This is a genomic window from Streptomyces sp. CB02009 (assembly GCF_001905825.1).
Classification (GTDB): domain Bacteria; phylum Actinomycetota; class Actinomycetes; order Streptomycetales; family Streptomycetaceae; genus Streptomyces.
Genome location: NZ_LIVV01000003.1, coordinates 582,247 through 599,163, shown reverse-complemented (window position 1 = coordinate 599,163; position 16,917 = coordinate 582,247). Strand labels below are relative to the sequence as shown.

Below are 16,917 nucleotides of genomic sequence, written 5' to 3'. Positions count from 1 at the left end.
GAACCTACTGGGCGACGCCCGGGACGCGGAGGCCCCGGTGTGACCTAGAGTGCGGGTGTGCCGTCGTACAGCATTGGGCAGGCCGCGCGGCTGCTCGGAGTGAGTTCGGAGACCGTTCGCCGGTGGGCGGACGGCGGTCGGCTGCGCATGGACCGGGACGGTTCGGGCAACCGGGTGATCGACGGGGTGGGGCTCGCCCGCTTCGCGCAGGAGCGCGGGGCCGGGCTGCAGGCCGTCCCCGAGGACGAGGTGTCGACCTCGGTGCGGAACTCCTTCGTGGGGATCGTCACCGGGGTGCGCAGCGACGACGTGGCCGCGCAGGTCGAGGTGCAGTGCGGACCGCACCGGCTGGTGTCCCTGGTGACCTGCGAGGCGGTCCGGGAGCTGGGGCTCGACGTCGGGGTCACGGTGACCGCGCGGGTGAAGTCGACCAGCGTGCACATCGACCTGCCGTGACGGCCGCGGTCGGGGTCAGCGGCAGAGGAGCGCGGCGCTCAGGTCCACCCGGTCGTCGAGGCGGGACAGGTCCCGGCCGGTGAGGACCTCGATGCGTTCGACGCGGTAGTGGACCGTGTTGACGTGGATGTGGAGGGCCTCGGCGGTCCGGGTCCAGGAGCAGTCGTGCGCCAGGAAGACCTCCAGGGTGTCCAGGAGCATGGACCCCGACCGCCCGCCGTCCAGCAGGGGTCCGAGGACCGTCTCGCGGTAGACCTCGCGTACGGCGTCGGGGATGCCGCCCAGGAGCAGGGCGAGGCCGTCCAGGTCGTGCAGGCCGGCGACCCGCGGTGCCGGACGGGTCGTGGTGCGGGCCGCGGCGAGGGCGTAACGGGCCTGGGTCAGCGCGGCGTTGAGCTCCCCCGGTGCGGTGACGGGCGTGCTCAGACCGGCCTGCCAGCTGCTCGCGGGGCGGCAGGCCTGCACCAGGGGCCAGACCTCCCGTAGCCGGTCCCTCGTGGCGTCGGCGCCGCCGTCGGCGGTGTCGGCCTCGTGGGCGAGGACGGCCGCCACCTCGGCCCCGGCGCACGGGGCGACGGCGAACGCGACGGACGTCAGATGGCCGAGTGCCTCGGTGAGCGCGGCGATGCCGTCGGCGCCGGCGTCGCCGTGCGGTTCGAGGGAGGCGACGACCACCGTGTAGGCCGGCCGGTCGCCCAGGCCGCAGGCGGCCAGCACGCCCCGCAGGTGGTCGGTGTCGGCGCGCAGGGCGCCGATGGCCTCCACCAGCCGGGCGGCGGCGGGGCCGCGTGCGGCCCGGTGCTGGTCCTGGCGGCGCCGGTGGCGGCCCAGGAGTTCGGATATCTCGTGGAGGACCCGCGGGGGCACCTGGCCCTCCTCGGGCAGGTGCAGGTACCAGGTGTCGAAGTCCGTGCCCTCGGCCTCGACGCGCAGCGTCGTGCCCCGCCCGCCGCGCAGGGCCTCCACGGCCGCCGCTGCGGGGAGTTCCGCGGCGGCCCCGGTGCGGGTGACGGTGCGGCCGCTGGCGGTGAGCAGGTGACAGGCGGGCGAGCCGAGATGGGCGAAGGCCCGGTCGAGCAGCTCGCCGGCCGTCGCGCCGGTCTCCAGGGCGCGGTCGAGGTCCAGGCGGACGTTCTCCGGGAGGGCGTGGTGCCCGGTGGGGCGGCGGCTGAGTTCGCCCCACTGCCGCAGGTACACGGCTTCGGTGATGGCCCGGAAGCTGGTGTGCGGGGGCACGGCGATCAGGGCGACGCGGTGCCTGCGGCAGGCGTCGGCGAGTTCGCGGGGCACGTGCCCGTGGGTCTCCTCGCCGGCGAGGAGGGCCACCGCGCCCGCCCGGCGCAGGGCCGACACGAAGTGGTCGGTCTTGGCGGGTGTGCCGTCCGGGGTCCACCACACGAGTCCGCTCAGCACGACCTCGCCGGGCTGGAGGAAGCGCTCCGGGTCCTCCAGGTCGGTCGCGGTGACCCCGGCGATCTCCTGGCCGAGGAGCGACTCCTCGCCCCAGACGAGGGAGAGGTCCAGACGGTCGAGCCGGAGGAGGTGGTCGACGTGCATGCGTGGCTCCTTGCGCGGTCGCGGGAGTGGCCCGCTCTCACATTCACGAGGCGAATACGAGTCGATGCATCGTAGATGCCAAGGTGAAGGCGGGGAACCGTTCTTGGTTGATCATCCAGTGGCGGAGGACGGGAGGTGGATGTTTTCCGGGTTCCCGTCCAGTCGTGCGGCAGGTGTCCGCCGGGCTTCACTGGCCTGAAGGCACCGGTCGGAAGGCAGTGGTGGGGATGGACCTGAACACGATCACGGACGTGAGGGACGCGCGCCTGCGTGAGCCCTGGCGCCCCGGGGACGCGTGGCTGGGGGGCGGGACGTACCTGTTCTCCGAGCCCCAACCCCATCTGCGACGGCTGGTCGACCTGAGCCGGATGGGCTGGGAGCCGCTCACGCGCCACCCGGACGGCTCGCTGGAGATCTCCGCGACGTGCACGATCACCCAGCTGTCCCGCTTCGGGCGGCGCTCCCTCGACTCCCCCGCCGCACCGCTCTTCGAGCAGTGCTGCCGGGCCTTCCTGGCCTCGTTCAAGATCTGGAACATGGCCACCGTCGGCGGGAACCTCTGCAACGGCCTCCCGGCCGGGCCGATGATCTCGCTCACCGCCGCGCTGGACGGCAGCTGCCTGCTCCAGGCGCAGGACGGCTCCACGCGCGAGGTGAAGGTGGCCGACTTCGTCCGGGGCGCGGGCGTCAAGGACCTCGCGGACGGGGAGCTGCTGCGCTCGGTGACGCTGCCCGGGCGCGCGCTGGAGTGCCGTACGGCCTTCCGGCAGGCGTCGTTGTACGGACTCGGCCGGTCCGGAGCCCTGGTGATCGGGGCGCTCGACCCGGTGGACGGCTCGCTCGCCGTGACGGTGACCGCGGCCACCGCCCGTCCGTTCCGGTTCTGGTTCCCGCTGCCGCCCACCGCGGAGCACCTCCGGACCACGATCGACGGCGCGGTGTCCGGGCCCGAGTGGTTCGACGACATCCACGGACTGCCCGAGTGGCGGCGGCACATGGGCCTGCGCCTCGCCGAGGAGGTCCGCCGCGAACTGACCGCGCCCACCACCCCCCACGGCTCCGAGGAAGGTGCCCGATGAGCTTCGAGATCCAGGTCAACGGCCGCCCGTTCGACGCCGAGCCGCGCTCCGGCCAGTGTCTGCGCACCTATCTGCGCGAGCGCGGCTGGTTCGGCGTGAAGAAGGGCTGCGACGCCGGCGACTGCGGGGCCTGCACGGTCCATGTCGACGGGGCTCCCGTGCACAGCTGCGTCTACCCGGCGGTACGGGCCGGGGGGCGGGCCGTCACCACGGTGGAGGGCCTCGCCTCGCGCGACGGCGAACTCCACCCCGTACAGCAGAAGTTCCTCGACGCGCAGGGGTACCAGTGCGGCTTCTGCACCGCCGGGTTCCTGATGACGACCGCCGCGCTGGAGGACGAGCGGGGTGCCGCGCACGACGACGGCAAGCTCGACGACCTGCCCCGCGCCTTCAAGGGCAACATCTGCCGCTGCACCGGCTACCGGGCGATCGAGGACGCCGTCCGGGGCGTGAAGCACACCGAACGGCCGTGCGCGGGACAGGCGGTGGGCCGCAACGTGGCCGCCCCGGCCGGACCGCAGGTCGTGACCGGCACCGCCCGCTACACCTTCGACGTCGAGGTGCCGGGCCTCCTCCACATGAAGCTGCTGCGCTCCCCGCACCCGCACGCCCGGATCCTCGCGATCGACACCTCGGCCGCGCTCAGGGTCCCCGGCGTCCACGCCGTACTGACCCATGAGGACGCCCCGGCGACCCTGTACTCCTCCGCACGGCACGAGCACCCCACCGAGGATCCCGACGACACCCGGGTCCTGGACGACGTCGTCCGGTACGTGGGGCAGCGGGTGGCGGCCGTCGTCGCCGACAGCGAGCAGGCAGCCGAGGAGGGCTGCCGCCGCGTCGAGGTGACGTACGAGGAACTCCCTTACGTCACCGACCCGGAGGAGGCGATGCGCCCCGGCGCCCCCGTCCTGCACGCCGGCAAGGGACCGGAGGTGCGGATCGCCCGGGTCGAGAACAACGTCGCCGGCGAGGTCCACGGCGAGATCGGCTCCGTCGAGCAGGGCTTCGCCGAGGCCGACGTCGTGTACGAGGAGACCTTCCGCACCCAGCGCGTGCAGCACGCCAGTCTGGAGACGCACGGCTGCGTCGCCTACTTCGAGCCGAAGGACGGCGAGGGGGCCGGCACGGGCGAGCGCCTCACCGTGCGTTCCTCCACCCAGACGCCGTTCCTGACCCGGCGTGCCCTGTGCGCGCTGTACGGCCTGCCGGAGGACGAGGTGCGGGTGGTCGCCGGCCGGGTCGGCGGCGGTTTCGGCGGCAAGCAGGAGATGCTCACCGAGGACATCGTGACGCTGGCGGCGCTGAAGCTGCGCCGGCCGGTGAAGCTGGAGTACACCCGGGCCGAGCAGTTCTACGGAGCCACCACCCGGCACCCGTTCACCATCGGCATCAAGGTGGGCGCCCGCGCCGACGGGACGCTGACCGCCGTGCAGATGCGGGTCGTGTCCAACACCGGCGCGTACGGCAACCACGGCCCCGCGGTGATGTTCCACAGCGTCGGCGAGTCCTTCGCCGTCTACAGCGCCCCGCACAAGAAGGTCGACGCCTTCTCCGTCTACACCAACGCGGTCCCGGCGGGCGCCTTCCGCGGCTACGGCCTCGGCCAGGTCACCTTCGCCGTCGAGTCCGTCATGGATGAACTGGCCCGTCTCCTCGACATGGACCCCCTCGTCCTCCGGGAGAAGAACATCATCGGGCCCGGCGAGGGCATGCACAGCCCGATCGGCGAGGAGGAGGACCTGTACATCGCCTCCTACGGCCTCGACCAGTGCCTGTCGGTCGTCCGGAAGGCCCTGGCCGAGGACCGCAGCGCCGAGGAGGCACCGGAGGGCTGGCTGGTCGGCCAGGGCAGCGCGATGGCGATGATCGCCACCGGGCCGCCCGGCGGCCACTACGCCGACGCCCGCGTCTCGCTCCTGGAGGACGGCACGTACGACATCGCCGTCGGCACCGCCGAGTTCGGCAACGGCACGACCACCGTCCACAAGCAGATCACCGCGGGGGCCCTCCACACCACCGAGGACCGCCTCACCGTCCGCCAGTCCGACACCGACGTCGTCCGCCACGACACCGGCGCCTTCGGCTCCGCAGGCACCGTCGTCGCCGGCAAGGCCGTCCTGCTCGCCGCGACCTCCCTCGCCGAACGGCTGCGGACCCTCGCCGCCCGCCACACCGGCACGGCCCGCCACCTGTGCGTGCTCGGCGCCGAGTCCGTCGACTGCGCGGGCCGTACGGTGACCCTGAAGGAGCTGTACGAGGCGGGGCACGCGCTCGGCGCGGCGGAGGAGCTGGCGGCCGACGGGCACTGGGGCGGGTCGCCGCGCTCGGTGGCCTTCAACTCCCAGTGGTTCCGCGTCGCGGTCGACCCCGGCTCCGGCGAGATCCGCATCCTGCGCAGCGTGCACGCCGCCGACGCCGGCAAGGTCATGAACCCGATGCAGTGCCGCGGCCAGGTGGAGGGCGGAGTCGCCCAGGCGCTGGGCGCGACCCTCTTCGAGACCGTACGGCTCGACGAGCGCGGCGAGGTCACCACGGCCGCGTTCCGCCGCTACCGGCTTCCCCAGTACGCGGACGTCCCCCGTACCGAGGTCCACTTCACGGAGACGTCCGACGCGATCGGCCCGCTCGGGGCGAAGTCCATGAGCGAGAGCCCGTTCAACCCGGTCGGCCCGGCGTTCGCCAACGCCCTGCGCGACGCCACGGGCATCCGCTTCACCGAGCTGCCGGTGACCCGCGACCGCGTCTGGCTCGCCCTCGACCGACAGGCGAGGTCCGGGACCTGAGACCGCCGTATCAGCGGCTGACACCGGCGACCCCTCTCGTCACTTCCTCCAAGCCCCCTCTCATTCGCAATGGAGAGTCCCACGACGTTGTTGCAGATGAGATCGAGCACGGCCTACGGTGTCGCATATGCAGTCCTACACGATCGGGCAGGCCGCTCGTCTGCTGGGCGTCAGCCCGGACACGGCGCGGCGCTGGGCGGACGCGGGCAGGGTGGCGACCCACCGCGACGAGAGCGGTCGGCGTGTCATCGACGGGAAGTCGCTCGCGGAGTTCTCCGTGGAGATCGCGCAGGGCTACGACGACGACGCCTCGTACACCTCGGCGCGCAACGCGTTCCCCGGGATCGTCACGGCGATCAAGCTCGGCGACGTCGCGGCCCAGGTCACCCTCCAGGCCGGTCCGCACCGGCTTGTCTCCCTCCTCACCCGTGAGGCCGTGGAGGAACTGGGACTGGAAGTCGGCATGCAGGCCACCGCCCGCGTGAAGTCGACCAGCGTGCACATCGACCGCACCTGACCACCCCTCACGCACCACCGAGCACCACGGCCGTCGGCGCGGCCGCCTCCCGCCACCCCTTCCGTTCCCATCAAGGAGTCAAGACCCTCATGTCCCTCACCCTCACCCCCGCCAGACGCCGTACCGCCGCCGCCGCGCTCACCGCCGCGCTGCTGGTGCCGCTCGCGGCCTGCGGGAACAGCGACGACACCAAGAAGGACACCGCCGGCCCCTCCGGCTCGGCGTCCGCCTCCGCCACCGGCTCCACGAGCGGCGCGCCCGCGGCGAACCTGACCGTCCTCGCCGCCGCCTCGCTCACCGACGTCTTCAAGACCGCCGGCGCGGCGTACGAGAAGTCCCACCCGGGCACGAAGCTCACCTTCTCCTTCGCCGGCTCCCAGGAGCTCGTCGCGCAGGTCTCGCAGGGCTCGCCCGCCGACGTCCTGGTCACCGCCGACACCAAGAGCATGGACAAGGTGAAGGCCGACACCGGCACCCCCGCGATCATCGCGAAGAACCGGCTCGTCATCGCCACCGGCGAGGGCAACCCCTTCAAGGTCGACGACCTCAAGGACCTCGCCGACACCAAGCTCAAGGTCGTCCTCGCCGCCCCCGAGGTCCCGGCCGGCAAGTACAGCAAGCAGATCCTGGACGCCCAGAAGGTCACGGTGAAGCCGGTCTCCCAGGAGCCCAACGTGCGCGCCGTCCTCAGCAAGGTCGAGCTCGGCGAGGCCGACGCCGGCCTGGTCTACAAGACGGACGCCGCGAGCGCCGCCGACAAGGTCGACGCCGTCGAGATCCCCGACGACCAGAACGCCATCGCGAAGTACCCGGCCGCCACGATCAAGGACTCCAAGAACGCCGAGGCGGCCGCCGCGTTCGTCGCCTGGCTTTCCTCGCCGGAAGGCCAGAAGATCCTCCAGGACGCCGGCTTCCAGAAGCCGTAACCGTCCGGGATCACCAGATCGCGAGGGCTGTCCGTCCCGGGGGAACGGACAGCCCTCCTCCCTCATGTCTTCGGGGTCGATGATGAAACGAGCAGGCGTACGCACGGCAGGCAATCGGCCGCCCCTGGCTCTCGCGCTGCCCGCGCTCCTGGCCGTGGCGTTCCTGACCCTGCCGCTGCTCGGCATCCTCGTCCGCACGGAGTGGGGCGAACTCGCCGACCACCTGCGCTCACCGGGCACGGTCGAGGCGCTGAAGCTCTCCCTCGTCGTGTCGTTCTGGGCGCTGGGACTGTCCCTGCTGCTCGGTGTGCCGCTCGCCTGGCTGCTGGCCCGCGTGCCGTTCCCCGGCAACGCGCTCGTCCGCTCCCTCGTCCTGCTGCCGATGGTGCTGCCGCCGACGGTCGGCGGTGTGGCGCTGCTGCTCGCCTTCGGCCGGCGCGGGCTCCTCGGCCCCTGGCTCGAGAGCACCTTCGGCATCGTCTTCCCCTTCCACACGTCGGGGGCGGTGATCGCGGCCACATTCGTCGCGATGCCGTTCCTCGTCATCAGCCTGGAGGGCGCGCTCGGCGGGCTGCGGCCTCGGTACGAGGAGACGGCGGCCTCGCTCGGCGCCTCGCCGGTACGGGTCTTCTTCACCGTCACGCTGCCGATGGTCGCGCCGGGCCTGATCGCGGGCGCGGCCCTCACCTGGGCGCGGGCGCTGGGCGAGTTCGGCGCCACGATCACCTTCGCGGGGAACCTGCCGGGCACGACGCAGACGCTGCCGCTCCAGGTCTACCTGCTGCTCCAGGACGAGCCCGAGGCCGCGACCTCCGTCTCGCTCCTGCTCCTCGCCATCGCCATGGGCGTCCTGATCGCCCTGCGCGGCCGCTGGACGGGAACGCCCTCGGACCGCCGCCCCCGCCCCGCCCCGGAAGCCGGGGCATCGGACACCGGGCCCTCCGACTCGGGGCTCTCGGAACCCGGGCCCGCGGAATCCGGAGCTACGGGCCCCGGACCTGCGGAGTCCGGACCTGCGGAGTCGGCCGGACCGGAATCGGCGTCGGCGTCGGCATCGGCATCGGCATCGGCATCGGCATCGGCGTCGGCGTCGGGGGATCCGTTCGCGCCCGCCGCGGCGGAGGACACCGAGCGCTGGGCACTGCACGCCGACGTCACCGGCTTCACCCGGCTCACCCTGGACGCCGACCCCGGCACCACCATCGCCGTCGTCGGACCCAACGGCGCCGGGAAGACCACACTGCTCCGCGCCCTCCTCGGCCTCACCCCGCGCGCCCACGCCGACCTGAGGCTCGGCGGCGAGGACGTCACCGCTCTGCCCCCGCACCGGCGGCATGTCGCCTGGGTTCCCCAGGACGGCGCGCTGTTCCCGCACATGAGCGCCCTCGCCAACACGGCGTACGGACTCCGTGCCCAGGGTGTCGCGCGGGCCGAGGCCCGGCGCGAGGCGCGGACCTGGCTCGACCGGCTCGGGGTCGGCCCGCTCGCCCATCGCAGGCCGACCCAGCTCTCCGGCGGGCAGGCCCAGCGCGTGGCCCTGGCCCGGGCGCTGGCCGCCCGGCCGCGGCTCCTCGTCCTCGACGAACCGCTCGCCGCGCTCGACCAGACGACCCGCGCCCATGTCCGCCACACCCTGCGCACCCACCTCGCCGGCTTCGGCGGCGTGTGCCTGATCGTCACCCACGACCCGGTCGAGGCGGTGTCGCTCGCCGACCGTGTCCTCGTCCTCGACGAGGGCAGGGCCCTCCAGGACGCGACCCCCGTCGAGGTCACCCGGCACCCCCGCTCCCCCTGGGTCGCCCGGATGCTCGGCCGCAACGCCTGGCCGGGCACGGCGACCCCGGAGGGCCTCGCTCTGTCCGGCGGCGGCACCCTGGTCGCCACCGACCCGCCGCCGGCCGGCACGCCCGCGCTCGCGATCGTCGCGCCGGAGGCGGTGTCCGTCCACCGCGAGAGGCCCGAGGGCAGCCCCCGCAACGTCTGGCCCGGCACCGTTCGCGAGATCACGGCGAGCGGCAGCCGGCTCCGGGTCCTGATCACCTCCGACCGGGCCCCCGACCTCGTCGCCGAGATCACACCGCAGTCGGCGGCCGAACTCGGCCTCGCCGACGGGGTGCGAGTCTGGACGAGCGTGAAGGCGACGGAGGCGACGATCGTGCCGCTGTGACGGGGCGCGTGCGAGGGGTCCGGGGCCGGTCGACACGCGCGGACCCTCCGCGCAGGGACGCCGGGTCCCCTCTGACCGCGCTCACGGAAGCAGCAGCGGCGCGAGGTCGCCCTCCGCCCATTCCGGGCCGATCGCGGCCAGCGCGTCGCCCACCGCCGCACCGCGCAGGAACGCCGCGCGATGTCCTTCGACGATCCTGACGTCACCGCCGGCCCAGGACACGGGCACCACACGGGTGAGCCCGGGCGCGGCCCGGACCCGTCCCCGTACCGGCATCCGGGGAAGGGGTCCGAGGGCCTGCCCCGACAGCCCCGCGAGGAGCGGGCCGAGGAGGGTACGGGCGGCGACGAGAGCGGCGTACGGGTTGCCGGGCAGTCCCACCAGCCAGCGGGTGGTGGGCAGTTCGGCGAGCAGCATCGGGTGCCCCGGCCGGCAGGCGACCGTGTCGACGACCAGGCGGGCGCCTCTGTCGGCGAGCGCACGCCGCAGCCGGTCGGTGACGCCGACCGAGGTGGAACCGGTCACCACGACGACCTCCGCGCCGCCGAGACGGTCGAGCTCCTCCGCCAGGCGCCCGGCGGGACGGTCCGGTATGTGCCGCAACGCGACGTTCTCACCGCCGAGTAGGTCGATCAGGCCGGGCAGCAGCGGCCCGAGCGCGTCCCGGACGCGCCCCGCCGCCGGGACGCCCGCGTGGTGCAGTTCGTCGCCCGTGACGAGGACGGCGACCCGGGGCCGGGGCCGCACGGTCAGCGCGTCATGTCCGCAGGCCGCGGCCAGCCCGGTCAGCGCCGGGCCGACCAGGGTTCCGGCGGGGGCCAGGCACTCCCCCGCCCCGGCGTCCTCGCCTGCCTTCCGGACGTGGCGGCCGGGGAGTTGTACGTCTCCGGCCACCCGGTGACCGGAGACCGACGCACCTTCCAGGGGCAGCACGGCGTGGGCTCCCGGCGGGACGCACGCGCCGGTGGAGATCTCCACGCAGTCGCCGGGCCCGAGTCGGCCCGGCCACGGCGCCCCCACCCGGACGGCCCCTCGCACGGTCCACGGTCCCGGTCCGCCGGCGACGGCGAATCCGTCCATGGCCGCCGTGTCGAAGGCCGGGAGGGGATGGCGGGCGCGCAGGTCCTCGGCGAGTGTGCGACCGGCGGCCTCACGCAGGGGCACCGACCGGCCGGCCGGGGGTCGCGCGGCGCCGTGCGCCCTGGCCCGGGCCCTCTCCCACGACACCGTGCGGGCCGGGGTCGTCGATGGTCCCGCCGCGGGCGGCGGAGGCGGGACGGGCAGGGCGGGCGCGGCCGCCGGGGCGGTACGCGTGGCCACCGGGGCGGTGCGAGGGGCGACCGGGGCGGTACGAGGGAGGTGCGGCATGGTCCCGACGGTCGGCTCCCGGTGTTTCCGCTCGCCGCGGGCCCGATGTCCCTCGCGCACCGATCGGTTCACACCCGGTGCGTGGGGGGTGTGAGCCGTCAGGCGGAGGCGAGGGAGATCTCGGTCGACTTGATCAGCGCGACGACGGAGGTTCCGGCGTTCAGGCCCAGGTCCTCGACGGCGTCCTTGGTGATCGCGGCGGTGAGCTCGCCGCCCTCCACGGAGACCTTCACCGAGCCCATGGCGCCACCGGTCGCCACCTCGGTGACGGATCCGGCGAGCTGGTTGCGGATGGAGATGCCCTCCACCGGGCCGGTCGCGAGGGCGACCTCGGTCGACTTCACGAGCGCCTTGACCGCCGAACCCTCGGCCAGGCCGAGGTCCTTGACGGCGTCGGCCGTGATCGCGGCGGTGATGTCCTGGCCACCGGCGAGGCGCACCTTCACCGACGCCATCGCCTCACCGGCGGTGACGGACGTGACGGTGCCGGGGAGCTGGTTACGAATGGACAGGGTCATGGGGAAAGCGCCTCGCAAAGCCGGAAACGGAACAGTTGTCACTTCTGTGACCTGCGTCATGGCCGACCGTACCGGAAGGGAAATTCCGCCAGAGGAGTCGCGTCGCATTCACCAGCCGAATGGGCGCATTCTCCTCGCGTATCCGACGAAGGGCCGGAAACACCGCTTCCGCAGGCCATTCTGCCCTCCTGACCTGCGACTTGAGTCTCTTCCGCAGATTCCCCGCATTCTTCGGGTCGCGCATTCCGCGCCCTCCCCGGGGCCGATTCCCCCGGTGCCCCGACATCCCGCTCACCCCTCCATGAGCCCCTGTGCGACGTATTCTCCGGGGCTGACGCCGCCGGGTACCGCGAACACCGCGGACGCCTCGTGCACCAGGTACCGGGACAGCGCGTCCCCGCGAGCGAGTCGCCGCTGGACGGGGACGAAGGCGGTCCGGGGGTCCCGCTGCCAGGCGAGGAACAGCAGCCCGGCGTCGGGGGTGCCGTCCGCCCGGACGCCGTCGTGGTACGACCAGCCGCGGCGGAACATGACGGCACCGTCGCCCGCGTCGGCGGCCGGAGCGGCCAGCCGTACATGGGCGTTGGCGGCGACCATCGGAACCCCGTCCGGGCGGACCGCCGCCAGGTCTACGGGCGTCCGCTCGTCACCGCCGCTCAGCGGTGCCCCGTCGGCGGCCCTCCGCCCGAGGGCCTGTTCGCGGTGCGCCGCCGGAAGGGTGTCCCAGTGGTCGAGCAGCATCCGGATGCGTCGGATCACGACGTACGAACCACCCACGAGCCACGCCGGAACCCCCGGTGCCGACAGCAGGGCACGGCGCGGGTCCGGGTTGTTGGTGCCGTCGATCTGCCCCATCAGGTTGCGTCGCCCGTCGGCGGCTGTGAACCCGGTCATGGTCCAGCGCAGTCGGGCCTCGCCCTGGGCCAGCCGCTGCAGGGTGCGCAGGACGTGCGCGGCGACGAAGGAGTCGTCGGCGCCGATCTGCACCAGCAGGTGCCCGGAGCTGCGGGCCGGGTCCAGCCGGTCGTCGGGGAAGGCGGGGAGGGGCGCGAGGGCCGCGGGGCGGTGCCGCGTCAGTCCCGGCCGGTCGAAGAAGCCGGGGCCGAGACCGAAGGTGACGGTGAGACGGGCCGGACCGGTCCCGGCGAGCACTCCGGTCTCGGCGGCGCGGGAGCCGGGCGGTTCGTTCCGTGGATCGGGGGACTCGCCCCGGGTCAGCCGCTCGGCCGCCGCCGTCCACCGCAGCAGCAGGGCCGCGGCGCGGCCCCGATCCGTTCGGGCCCCGAGGTCGAACGCGGCAAGGCGCACCTGACTCTGACGAGGCGTCAGGATGCCCGCTTGATGGAGGCCGTGGAAAGGGATGGTCGCGGGTGCGATACTTCGGTCGTCGCCGCTCCGCAGGGCCGCCGCGGCGGCGCCCCCGGCAACCACCGTGAGGCCACCGGCGGCCGAACCGAAGAGCGCCCGGCGCGAGACGCGCGGGGGCCGACCGGCTGGGGCGTGCGCACGGGAGCCGGGCCCCTCGCCGCCCGCCGCCCCGGGGCGCTCGTCAGCTCCCGGCACCGGACGTCCCGGCGGCGCCGTCGACGATTCCGTCCACGGTGCCGATCCAGAGCTGGTTCAGCTCGGAGACGTACCGGCCGCCCCGCGTGTCCTGCGGCACGACGAGCCGCGGCCCGGCCGCGTCGCCGAAGGGCCGGCCGTCCTCCGAAACGGCCAGCAGGACACGGGACTTGGCGAACCCGGGGTCGAGCTCCGCCCAGCCCAGGACGGCCCGGTAGTCGCCGCCGCCGGTCGCCGCGACGACGCCGCGGAGCTGACCGTTCTTCTTCGACTCGTCGAAGCGCGGCTGCGCCTCCTTGAGCACGTCGTACAGCAGGACTCCCTGGTAGGTGTGCTTCTGGAGGCCCTTGGCGCTGCCGTACTCCACCTTCACGGAGACCTGGGGGCGGGAGCGCAGCGCGGCGAGGGTCACGGTGAAGGGCTTGTCCACCTGGCCGGTCACCCGCACTTCACCGGGCTTCAGAGGAACGGCGGCGCCGCCCGTCGCGGAACTCGACGCGGCGCCCGGGGACTTCGAGCCCGGCGCAGCGGACTCCTTCACCGCGGCGCCCTTCGCGTCCGTGTCTCCCGCGCAGCCGGCGAGGAGCGAGAGGGACAAAGCCGCGACCGCGGCGACGGCGGCACGTGACGCACGAAGGTTCATGACGGAACTCCTGCCCGAAGACGGACGCCATCCACAACTGCACGCTCAAGGTGGGGAATCGGGTGGCGGATACGTGCTGAAAGATACCGACGGAACGGCTTCTGAGAGCCTCCGGGCGAAGGATTCTGGGAATGCTCCACATCGGACCCCCCACCCGTCGGAGGAAGCCACATCCCCCGCACGCGCAGATCCCCACGATTCCGCATCCGCAAGATAAGACCGGCAGGGCACCTTGCAGATGTGATCCAGAGGGGACCTCTCACCTCTTGGATGATCGACTGTATCGACCTCGGCCATCGAGGCCGGTTTCTGTGTCTGTATCCAGTCGTCACGCTGGGTCGACGACTGATTCACTGCTCCCACCGGCCCCGGCGACGGAGTGGCTCTCGCCGTCGGGAACAACCGGGCCAGGAGGGGTCCTGCGCGCTGTCCGCGGTGTTCGGCGCGCAGGATGCCCGGACCGGCCCGCATACGAGGGGCGCTTGATGACGGTCGTGGTCATGGGGAGGCACTCGCCGACGGGAGCGCCGGCCGATGTCGGCAAGGTGCTGGCCGAAGCCGGCCTGGCCGTCCGGCACGTCACCGCGGACGGTGGCGGCCTGCCCGCGGACCTGAGGGATGTCCAGGGCCTCCTCGTCCTCTCCGTACCGCCGTCGTCCCCGGCCGCCGCAGAACACGCCCTGCTCCGGGAAGCCCTCGCGGCGGACGTGCCCGTCCTGGCGCTCGGAACGGGCACACGGCTGCTGACGGGAACCGCCACCGTGTCCGGCGTCGCCCCCTCCCTCACGTCTACCTTCACCGCAGCCTCCGTCTCCGCCGATCCAGGCTGCCCGGTGGCGCTCACCCCCGCCTCGGAGGCGGACCCGCTGCTCGCCGGCATCGGAAGCCCGCCCCCGGACCGGCTACCGGCCGGTGACGCGCTCCCCCTCCCCGCCGACGCCGTCGTCCTGGCCACGTGCGCGGGACACCCGGAGCAGGCGTTCCGCCTGGGATCCGGCGCCTGGGGCGTGCGTTTCCTGGCCGGCGCCGGGGCCGCGCTCGGCCCGTGGGGTGAGCGGCTGCTGCGCCGGTGGGCCGCCCTCGTGGCCGCCCGGGCCGAACACACCGCGACCCGGGCCTTCTTCACCCGCCGCGCCGACGACTGGGAGGGCCGCTTCGCCTACCAGGCACCCGCCTACGAGTCCGCCGTCGCCCGGATGCGGCTGCGGCCGGGCGGCCTGGCGCTGGACCTCGGATGCGGCACCGGGCGCGCCATGCCCGCGCTGCGGGCCCAGGTCGGGCAGGCCGGCCGCGTGCTGGGGATCGACGTCACGCCGGCCATGCCGGCCTCGGCCGCCCGGCACGGCCGGACCCGTCACGGCCGGCTCCTCGCGGCCGACTGCAACCGGCTTCCGCTGCCCCGTCGTTCCGTGGACGGGATCTTCTCGGCGGGCCTCCTGGACCACCTCCCCCACCCCCGCACCACGCTCCTCGAATGGGCCCGCGTCAGCACCCCGTACGCCGTGCTGCTCCTCTTCCACCCCTCCGGACGCGCCGAGCGGGCGGCCCGCCACCACCGCCCTCTCGACCCCGACGACCTGCTGGCCGAGCACAACCTCCGCCCCGCCCTGCAGTCGACGGGCTGGCACCTGGCAGAGTACGAGGACGCCGCAGGGCATTTCCTGGCCCGGGCCGAGCGCCGCGACTGATCGCCGCCGACGACCGCAGCAGCAGTGACGTCGACACCGCGCACCGCCAGCCGCGTCGGCGCTGTCGGTACATCCAATCCTCCACATCACATTTGCGTGCCGATACGGGCGATCAACCAAGCATTCGCGAATCAATTGTGGGATCGGGCCAGCACCTGCAGGATGGGTCGAGCGACTGGCGGAGCGGCAGCGGCCGGGCGAAGACACCGACGCCCTCGTTCCTCCCTGCCCCGCTGTTCCTGCTCACGAGGCGAGGTATGGCACATGAAGGCACGTACGCACGACGGCGGCGCCGCCGCAGTCGACTACGGCACGATCGGATCCGGCTGGGCAGGCAGCCGCAGGCCGGACGAACGCGTCGCCAAGTTCGTCGCCGACGCCCTGGGCGGAGCCCGCAGCGTGCTCAACGTCGGTGCGGGAGCCGGGTCCTACGAGAACGTCGCCGACGCCGTGACGGCCGTCGAGCCGTCCGCGTCGATGCGCGCCCGGCGACCGCCCCGCCTCACCCGGGCCGTCGACGCGGTCGCCGAGGACCTGCCGTTCGCCGACGGGGAGTTCGACGCCGCGATGACCCTGTTCAGCCTGCACCAGTGGAGCGACGCGGCCGCCGGTCTCCGGGAGGTCCGCCGGGTGACCCGCGGCCCCGTCGTGGTCCTCACCTGCGACCCGGCGGCGGTGCGGGACTTCTGGCTGTACGACTACGCGCCCGAGGTCCTCGACACGGAAGCCGACCGCTACCCGCCGGTCGACGAGATCGCGGCCGCGCTCGGCGGATCGTGCGCGGTCGACGCCGTACCGGTCCCGCTCGACTGCACCGACGACTTCAACGAGGCGTACTACGGGCGCCCCGAGATGCTCCTCGACCCGGCGGCCCGTCAGGCCTGCTCGGCCTGGAGTTTCGTCGACGACGGCGTCCGCGAGCGCTTCGACCGCGCCCTGCGCCACGACCTGACGTCCGGCACCTGGGACGAGCGCTTCGGCGACCTGCGCACCCGGCCGACGTACGAGGGCTCACTCGTCATCGTCCGCGCCATGCCCTGAGCCCTGCGGCAGGAACCGGCCGCGCGGCCGCGGCGGGAACGCCGAACGGGGGCCCGCAAGGAGACCGCGCCATCCGTCCTCCGCGAGTCCGTCCCGGCGCTCCAGGCGCTCCAGGTCGGCCTGGAGCGGGCAGGGCGGCACCGCGAGAACCGGGCAGGGGGCGTGCGCCAGGCAGTGGCGGGCCACCGAGGGGCGCAGCATCCGGAGCAGCAGCCCGCGCGAGCCGGTGCCGACGACGAGGAGGTCGCCGGGATCGTGGACCGTGTCGACGAGCGCGACACCGGGGGTGCCCCGGACCAGGCGGCCGGCCGGGGACACCCCGGGCCGACAGGCGCCGAGGCCTTCGAGGGTCACGCGCAGGAGCGCGGCCGCCGCGTCCCGGCAGTCGGCGAGTACGGAGGGCCCGCAGGAGGTCCGGCTGCCGGAGCCGCCGCCGGGCGGTTGCCAGGCCAGGACGACCACCAGTTCCGCGTCCCGCGCCCGGGCCTGGGTCGCGGCCTCGTGAAGGGCCGCCAGGCTCCCCAGAGATCCGTTCGTCCCCACCACGACGCGTCCTCGCACCGTCATTCCGCCGTCCCCGCCTTCCTCTGAGCCCTCGACGCTCGTCG

The 16,917-nt window shown here is 73.8% G+C and carries 14 protein-coding genes; 8 read left to right on the top strand and 6 right to left on the bottom strand.

Going from position 1 to position 16,917, the window contains the following annotated elements; all coding sequences use genetic code 11:
* The first annotated feature begins 57 nt into the window (after positions 1-57).
* Entirely contained in the window at positions 58-456 is a 399-nt protein-coding gene (locus AMK27_RS15395; RefSeq protein ID WP_073906968.1) for a TOBE domain-containing protein, read from the top strand.
* A gap of 15 nt (positions 457-471) precedes the next feature.
* Here AMK27_RS15395 and AMK27_RS15390 read toward each other — a convergent pair whose 3' ends face one another.
* The gene (locus AMK27_RS15390) at positions 472-2,013 is read right to left on the bottom strand and encodes a PucR family transcriptional regulator (RefSeq protein ID WP_073906965.1); all 1,542 of its coding nucleotides are present in this window, start codon (positions 2,011-2,013) and stop codon (positions 472-474) included.
* 227 nt (positions 2,014-2,240) lie between these two features.
* On the opposite strand from AMK27_RS15390, the gene AMK27_RS15385 reads away from it, so the two are divergent.
* From AMK27_RS15385 to AMK27_RS15365, 5 genes are all read left to right on the top strand, one after another.
* Positions 2,241-3,092: an FAD binding domain-containing protein gene (locus AMK27_RS15385; RefSeq protein WP_073906961.1), complete on the top strand. Its 852-nt coding sequence runs from the start codon at positions 2,241-2,243 to the stop codon at positions 3,090-3,092.
* On the top strand, positions 3,089-5,878 hold the full coding sequence (locus tag AMK27_RS15380) for a molybdopterin-dependent oxidoreductase (RefSeq protein ID WP_073906957.1): 2,790 nt from the start codon (positions 3,089-3,091) through the stop codon (positions 5,876-5,878). The genes AMK27_RS15385 and AMK27_RS15380 overlap by 4 nt, the downstream gene beginning before the upstream one ends.
* 127 nt (positions 5,879-6,005) lie before the next feature.
* The gene (locus AMK27_RS15375) at positions 6,006-6,395 is read left to right on the top strand and encodes a TOBE domain-containing protein (protein WP_073906954.1); all 390 of its coding nucleotides are present in this window, start codon (positions 6,006-6,008) and stop codon (positions 6,393-6,395) included.
* A gap of 89 nt (positions 6,396-6,484) precedes the next feature.
* Positions 6,485-7,321 (top strand): molybdate ABC transporter substrate-binding protein, encoded by an 837-nt coding sequence (gene modA, locus AMK27_RS15370; RefSeq protein WP_073906951.1) that lies wholly within the window; start codon positions 6,485-6,487, stop codon positions 7,319-7,321.
* An 82-nt stretch (positions 7,322-7,403) separates the two neighbouring features.
* Positions 7,404-9,488: an ABC transporter permease gene (locus AMK27_RS15365; protein WP_073907603.1), complete on the top strand. Its 2,085-nt coding sequence runs from the start codon at positions 7,404-7,406 to the stop codon at positions 9,486-9,488.
* 81 nt (positions 9,489-9,569) lie between these two features.
* Here the strand turns inward: AMK27_RS15365 and AMK27_RS15360 are convergent, their stop codons facing one another.
* From AMK27_RS15360 to AMK27_RS15345, 4 genes are all read right to left on the bottom strand, one after another.
* Positions 9,570-10,856: a molybdopterin molybdotransferase MoeA gene (locus tag AMK27_RS15360; RefSeq protein ID WP_079188448.1), complete on the bottom strand. Its 1,287-nt coding sequence runs from the start codon at positions 10,854-10,856 to the stop codon at positions 9,570-9,572.
* Positions 10,857-10,954: 98 nt separating this feature from the next.
* Positions 10,955-11,374: a TOBE domain-containing protein gene (locus AMK27_RS15355; RefSeq protein ID WP_073906948.1), complete on the bottom strand. Its 420-nt coding sequence runs from the start codon at positions 11,372-11,374 to the stop codon at positions 10,955-10,957.
* Between the two features lie 291 nt (positions 11,375-11,665).
* Positions 11,666-12,937, bottom strand: a complete 1,272-nt coding sequence (locus AMK27_RS15350) for a Dyp-type peroxidase (protein ID WP_079188447.1) — start codon at positions 12,935-12,937, stop codon at positions 11,666-11,668.
* Positions 12,924-13,580, bottom strand: a complete 657-nt coding sequence (locus tag AMK27_RS15345) for a molybdopterin-dependent oxidoreductase (protein WP_079188446.1) — start codon at positions 13,578-13,580, stop codon at positions 12,924-12,926. The genes AMK27_RS15350 and AMK27_RS15345 overlap by 14 nt, the downstream gene beginning before the upstream one ends.
* Positions 13,581-14,065: 485 nt before the next feature.
* Here AMK27_RS15345 and AMK27_RS41225 point away from each other — a divergent pair, with 485 nt between their 5' ends.
* On the top strand, positions 14,066-15,268 hold the full coding sequence (locus AMK27_RS41225; protein ID WP_241847502.1) for a methyltransferase domain-containing protein: 1,203 nt from the start codon (positions 14,066-14,068) through the stop codon (positions 15,266-15,268).
* 264 nt (positions 15,269-15,532) lie between these two features.
* Positions 15,533-16,309 carry a class I SAM-dependent methyltransferase gene (locus AMK27_RS15335; protein WP_073906945.1) on the top strand — a complete coding sequence of 259 codons (777 nt, stop codon included), beginning with the start codon at positions 15,533-15,535 and terminating at the stop codon, positions 16,307-16,309.
* On the opposite strand, the gene AMK27_RS15330 is transcribed toward AMK27_RS15335, so the two are convergent.
* On the bottom strand, positions 16,280-16,855 hold the full coding sequence (locus tag AMK27_RS15330) for a universal stress protein (protein WP_338014309.1): 576 nt from the start codon (positions 16,853-16,855) through the stop codon (positions 16,280-16,282). The two genes, AMK27_RS15335 and AMK27_RS15330, sit on opposite strands and share 30 nt — an antisense overlap.
* Positions 16,856-16,917: the final 62 nt, after the last annotated feature.